At 70.5% G+C, this 4,587-nt stretch carries 5 protein-coding genes; 2 read left to right on the plus strand and 3 right to left on the minus strand.

Features of this window, described 5'->3' with window-relative positions:
• Positions 1-399: 399 nt before the first annotated feature.
• Together F6X68_RS30850 and F6X68_RS30855 are read right to left on the minus strand one after the other, a co-directional pair.
• Positions 400-906, minus strand: a complete 507-nt coding sequence (locus F6X68_RS30850; protein ID WP_151457550.1) for a hypothetical protein — start codon at positions 904-906, stop codon at positions 400-402.
• Positions 907-908: 2 nt separating this feature from the next.
• Positions 909-1,457 carry a M57 family metalloprotease gene (locus F6X68_RS30855; protein ID WP_225852532.1) on the minus strand — a complete coding sequence of 183 codons (549 nt, stop codon included), beginning with the start codon at positions 1,455-1,457 and terminating at the stop codon, positions 909-911.
• Between the two features lie 215 nt (positions 1,458-1,672).
• Here F6X68_RS30855 and paaN point away from each other — a divergent pair, with 215 nt between their 5' ends.
• Positions 1,673-3,346: a phenylacetic acid degradation protein PaaN gene (gene paaN, locus F6X68_RS30860; RefSeq protein ID WP_192581612.1), complete on the plus strand. Its 1,674-nt coding sequence runs from the start codon at positions 1,673-1,675 to the stop codon at positions 3,344-3,346.
• Positions 3,347-3,429: 83 nt separating this feature from the next.
• Here the strand turns inward: paaN and F6X68_RS30865 are convergent, their stop codons facing one another.
• Positions 3,430-3,963 (minus strand): GNAT family N-acetyltransferase, encoded by a 534-nt coding sequence (locus F6X68_RS30865; RefSeq protein ID WP_151457552.1) that lies wholly within the window; start codon positions 3,961-3,963, stop codon positions 3,430-3,432.
• Between the two features lie 210 nt (positions 3,964-4,173).
• Here F6X68_RS30865 and F6X68_RS30870 point away from each other — a divergent pair, with 210 nt between their 5' ends.
• Positions 4,174-4,377 (plus strand): cold-shock protein, encoded by a 204-nt coding sequence (locus tag F6X68_RS30870; protein ID WP_121400069.1) that lies wholly within the window; start codon positions 4,174-4,176, stop codon positions 4,375-4,377.
• Positions 4,378-4,587 lie beyond the last annotated feature (210 nt).

Genomic DNA, 4,587 nt, shown 5'->3' on the forward strand with positions numbered 1-4,587 from the left:
GGGTCGCGGGCAGGAGAGTGGGGGATTCGGCGGGTAACTGGGATTTCGCTGTGAGTGCGGAAAACGCGCCGACAAGGACTTGACGGCAGGAACCGGACGGCGCAAGATGCTCCGTGCGGGAGGGCGTTTCGCCGGAGACTTTCAGTTCTTGCGACCCAACGCCGGAGGCGTTGTGCGAGCGTCCCTCCCGACCAACTTCCGATCGGGCCAGCGGTTGATCCGCTGGCCCGATCGTCGTCGTGCGGCACACCCACGTCAAGCGGGCTGAACGAGCGCGTCGATCCCCACCGCCGACCTGACCGCGACCACCGGGTCGCGGTGGGGTCGGGGGAGGTTGGTCCGGCCCGGGCTGGCTGCCGATCGGATCGGGGCCGGGCGCCCCTGCGGTGTCTGCCCGAGCTAGGACACCGTGGTGTCCTGGTTCGCCACCGCCTGGGTCCAGACGTGCACGCTCGCGCCGGTGACCGGTGCCAGGGTCGGGGTCAGCACCAGGACGTGTTCGTCGGACCCGTTCCGGCTGGTGAGGGGCAGGACGTACGCGGAGCCGACGGCGAGTTGCTGGACGCCCTCGACCGTCCAGGTGTCCTTCCCGCGGGTTCCGCCGAGTTGGTCGACGAGAATGGTGTCCTCGACGTCGCCCTTGAGCTTGTCGGAAACAGCGACCTTGAAGATGGTGTGGGGGGCGCCGCGCTCACCCTGGCGTACCTCCGCGACGCCAGTGACGGTCCCGACCACGACCGCATCGGCGTAGCCGGCGACCTTGGCGCGGTTGGTGGTGTCGAACGCGAAGCTCACCGAAACCGGGTGGGTCTGAGCCGGGCGAAGCTGTTGGTAGGTGAACCAGCCGCCGACGGCCAGGACAAGGGCGACCAGCCCGACGAACGGGGCCTTCAGCCGGTGGTTCATCTTCAGTACCCCCATTTGCTGTGATAGGTGCTGATGTCCCACGATTGCAAATTGTTGTTCATGTTCGGGTTGTAGTCGGTCGAGTAGGGGTCCATGACCGCAACTTCAGGACCGTGGTCGAGACCGATGGCGTGCCCGAATTCGTGGGTCATCGCGGCGTGATCACGTGAGGTGCTGTAACTGTCGAGATAGTGGGTGTTCATGACGATGTCGTCCGCGCCGGCTACGCAGGAGTAGTAGGCGACCGTGCCGTTCCCGCCGTCATTGCTGTCGCTGACGTCGACGTCGGAGTAACTCCAGGCGTCGTCCGCTCTGACGTCGATGGGATTGAGCGCGTTCCACTGGTTGACCGCGTGATTGAGCGAGTCGTTGTACTTGGTGAAGTCATCGTAGACGAGTTCCCCGCCGTCGACCGCGTTGCAGGCGCTTCCGGCGATTCCCACGTCAGCCGCGGCAGGGGTTGCGAACAGGGCCGACGCGGCGAGCATCCCGGACACCATCAGCGTCGACCAGGCCGGCCGGCGACGGAAGGCAGACTCTCGTTGCTCCACAGAACCTCCTCGAATATAAATAGAAGGTTGTCACTGTAACCGACCCGGGGCATCCGATGTGGACCCGAATTCCCCGGACCCCGGTTCGCCCGAGGGGGGTGCGGGCGTGCGGCGACGCCGTCGCTGCCTCGGCGGCTGGACGGACTGGCAGCTCACGATCCGAGTTGTGACACGGCCCTACTGATCTGAGGGGTTCCTGTTGCATGATGGCGGGCATGACGGAGACCCCGCACCCCCTGTACGACAGGCACGCCGACACCCTCAACCGGGCGCTGACCGCGATCACGGAGCGCGGGTACTGGTCCGCCTACCCCGAGTCGCCCAGCCCCCGGGTCTACGGCGAGACCGCCGCCGCCGACGGCAAGGCCGCCTTCGAGGCGTACCTCGGCGGTGACTTCCCCCTCGACCAGCCGGGCACGGCCGACCGGGTCGCCACCGAGAGCAGCCCGTTCGGCGTCGAGCTGAACGTCCGTTACCCGCACGCCGGCGCCGACGAACTGGTCGCCGCCGCCACCGCGGCCCTGCCCGGCTGGCGCGACGCCGGCCCGCAGGCCCGGGTGGGGGTCTGCCTGGAGATCCTCGACCGGCTGCACAAGCACATCTTCGAGCTGGCCAACGCGGTGCAGTTCACCAGCGGCCAGGCCTTCGTGATGGCCTTCCAGGCGGGCGGCGCGCACGCGCTGGACCGCGCGCTGGAGGCGGTCGCCTACGCGTACGCGGAGATGACCCGGCACCCGGGGACGGCGGGCTGGGAGAAGGCGGCCGGCAAGGGCGACCCGCTGCGGATGACCAAGACCTTCCACGTGGTGCCGCGTGGCGTGGCGCTGGTGATCGGCTGCAACACCTTCCCGACCTGGAACTCGTACCCGGGGCTGTTCGCCTCGCTGGTCACCGGCAACCCGGTCGTCGTCAAGCCGCACCCGCGCGCGGTGCTGCCGCTGGCGATCACGGTGAAGTACGCCCGGGAGGTGCTCGCCGAGGCCGGCTTCGACCCGAACCTGGTGCTGCTCGCCCCCGAGGCTCCCGGGGAGAAGCTCGCCTCCACGCTGGCCCTGCACCCGGCCGTGAAGATCATCGACTTCACCGGTTCCACCGAGTACGGCGACTGGCTGGAGGCCAACGCGCGGCAGGCGGCGGTCTACACCGAGAAGGCCGGGCTGAACACGGTGGTGATCGACTCCACCGACGACTTCGCCGGGATGTGCCGCAACCTCGGCTTCACCCTGAGTCTCTACAGCGGCCAGATGTGCACCACGTCGCAGAACATCCTGATCCCCGGCAACGGCATCGAGACCGACCAGGGGCACAAGAGCTTCGACGAGGTGGCGGGCGGGATCGCCGCGGCGGTCGCCAAGATCACCGCCGACCCGGCGCGCGGGGTGGAGATGACCGGCGCGATCGTCAACGACGGGGTGCTGGAGCGCCTCGACGAGGTCACCAAGGTCGGCGAGGCGGTGCTGGAGTCGCGTACGGTCGAGCACCCGGCCTTCCCCGGCGCGGTGGTCCGCACCCCGACGGTGGTCAGGCTGGCGGCCGACGACACCGCGACCTACTCGAAGGAGTGGTTCGGGCCGATCTCGTTCGCCATCGCCACGGACTCCACCGCGCACAGCCTGGAGATCCTGCGCGCCACGGTCGGCGAGAAGGGCGCTCTCACCGCGGCGGTCTACTCCACCGACGAGGCGGTCCTCGACGCGGCCGAGACCGCGGCGATCGAGGTCGGGGTGCACCTGTCCTGCAACCTGACCGGCGGGGTCTTCGTGAACCAGTCGGCGGCCTTCTCCGACTTCCACGGCAGCGGCGCCAACGCGGCGGCCAACTCGGCGCTCACCGACGGCGCCTACGTGGCCAACCGGTTCCGCATCGTGCAGTCCCGCCGGCACGCCTGAGGTGCCCGGCTGCCCGGGTCGGCCCCGCACCGGCCGCTCCGGGCAGCCGATCCGGTTCTGGCGGAACGGGTCACCGGCGCGGGTCAGGCCGGGCGGCGCATCTGGAGCTCGGTGAGCGCCGGGACCGTGGGGTGCGGGACGCGTACGCCGGTGTCGACGAAGCCCAGCCGCCGGTACGCGCGGTAGGCCCGGTCGTTGCCGACCACGACCTCCAGCATCAGTTCGGGGCGCCCGCAGGCGCGGGACCAGGCCGCGACCGCGTCGACGAGGTCGCCGAGGAGGCCCGTGCCCCGCCAGGGCGGGGTGACGTAGACGGCGTACACCACGGTCAGCCCCGGCTCCCCGGGGGCCACCGTGCCGCCGGCGTGCCCGACGAGCCGGCCGCCCGGGTCCGCGACGAACTGGGCGGTGCCCGCCCCGACGGAGACGGCCGCGATCCTGGCCGCGTAGTCGGCGTGCGACCGGGCCGCCGCGTCGGCGAGGGTCTCCAGGAAGGCCAGCGGGGCGTCGGCGAGCATCTCCAGCCGCAGCGCCCGCATCCGAGCCGCGTCCGGGGGGCGGACCCGCCGGATCTGCGCCCGCCGCGTCGGCCTCGGACCGTCGGGCGTGCTCGTCATGCCGAATGCCTATCACAACGATGACGGCCGATGGCGTTCGATCGGCGTATGTCCGATTTGTGGTCGTGCGGTGTCGTCACGCTTCGTGTAGCGTGCGATTTCGGTCACCGTTTCAGCGGCCCTCGTCGATCGCCGAGCCGGTGGTCCTCCGGTGCCGGCCCGCCCGGCCTCCGGGGTCGTGGAACGCCGCGCAGAGTGAGGAAGTGCACCGTGGCAGAGGGCACCGTGAAGTGGTTCAACTCCGAAAAGGGCTACGGCTTCATCGCCGTCGACGGTGGGCAGGACGTCTTCGTCCACTTCTCGGCGATCGAGATGGACGGCTACAAGGCGTTGGACGACGGCCAGCGGGTCGAGTTCGAGATCGCCCAGGGCCAGAAGGGCCCCCAGGCCGAGCGCGTGCGCGTCATCGCCTGACGGGCGTCCCTCCCGCGCCCCCGCGCCGACCGACCTCCCGACCACCGGTCGTGGGGCGCCGGCCGGGGGCGGCCCGGTGGTCCGGGCGGTCGTCGGCCCGTCCGCTCCACGGGGCCGGGCAGTCTGCCGGTCCGCTGCACGGGGGCGGGCTTCGGCGCGGTTGCGTCGGCAGGGAAGGATCGTGAGCCGTTCCAGCCATCGCTGAGGAGG

Source organism: Micromonospora sp. AMSO12t (assembly GCF_008806585.1).
Classification (GTDB): domain Bacteria; phylum Actinomycetota; class Actinomycetes; order Mycobacteriales; family Micromonosporaceae; genus Micromonospora; species Micromonospora reichwaldensis.

What these genes read in the sequence shown, in the direction of transcription:
- F6X68_RS30850 (WP_151457550.1), bottom strand. Translation starts at nt 906, where the DNA reads ATGAACCACCGGCTGAAGGCCCCGTTCGTCGGGCTGGTCGCCCTTGTC.
- paaN (WP_192581612.1), top strand. Translation starts at nt 1,673, where the DNA reads ATGACGGAGACCCCGCACCCCCTGTACGACAGGCACGCCGACACCCTC.
- F6X68_RS30865 (WP_151457552.1), bottom strand. Translation starts at nt 3,963, where the DNA reads ATGACGAGCACGCCCGACGGTCCGAGGCCGACGCGGCGGGCGCAGATC.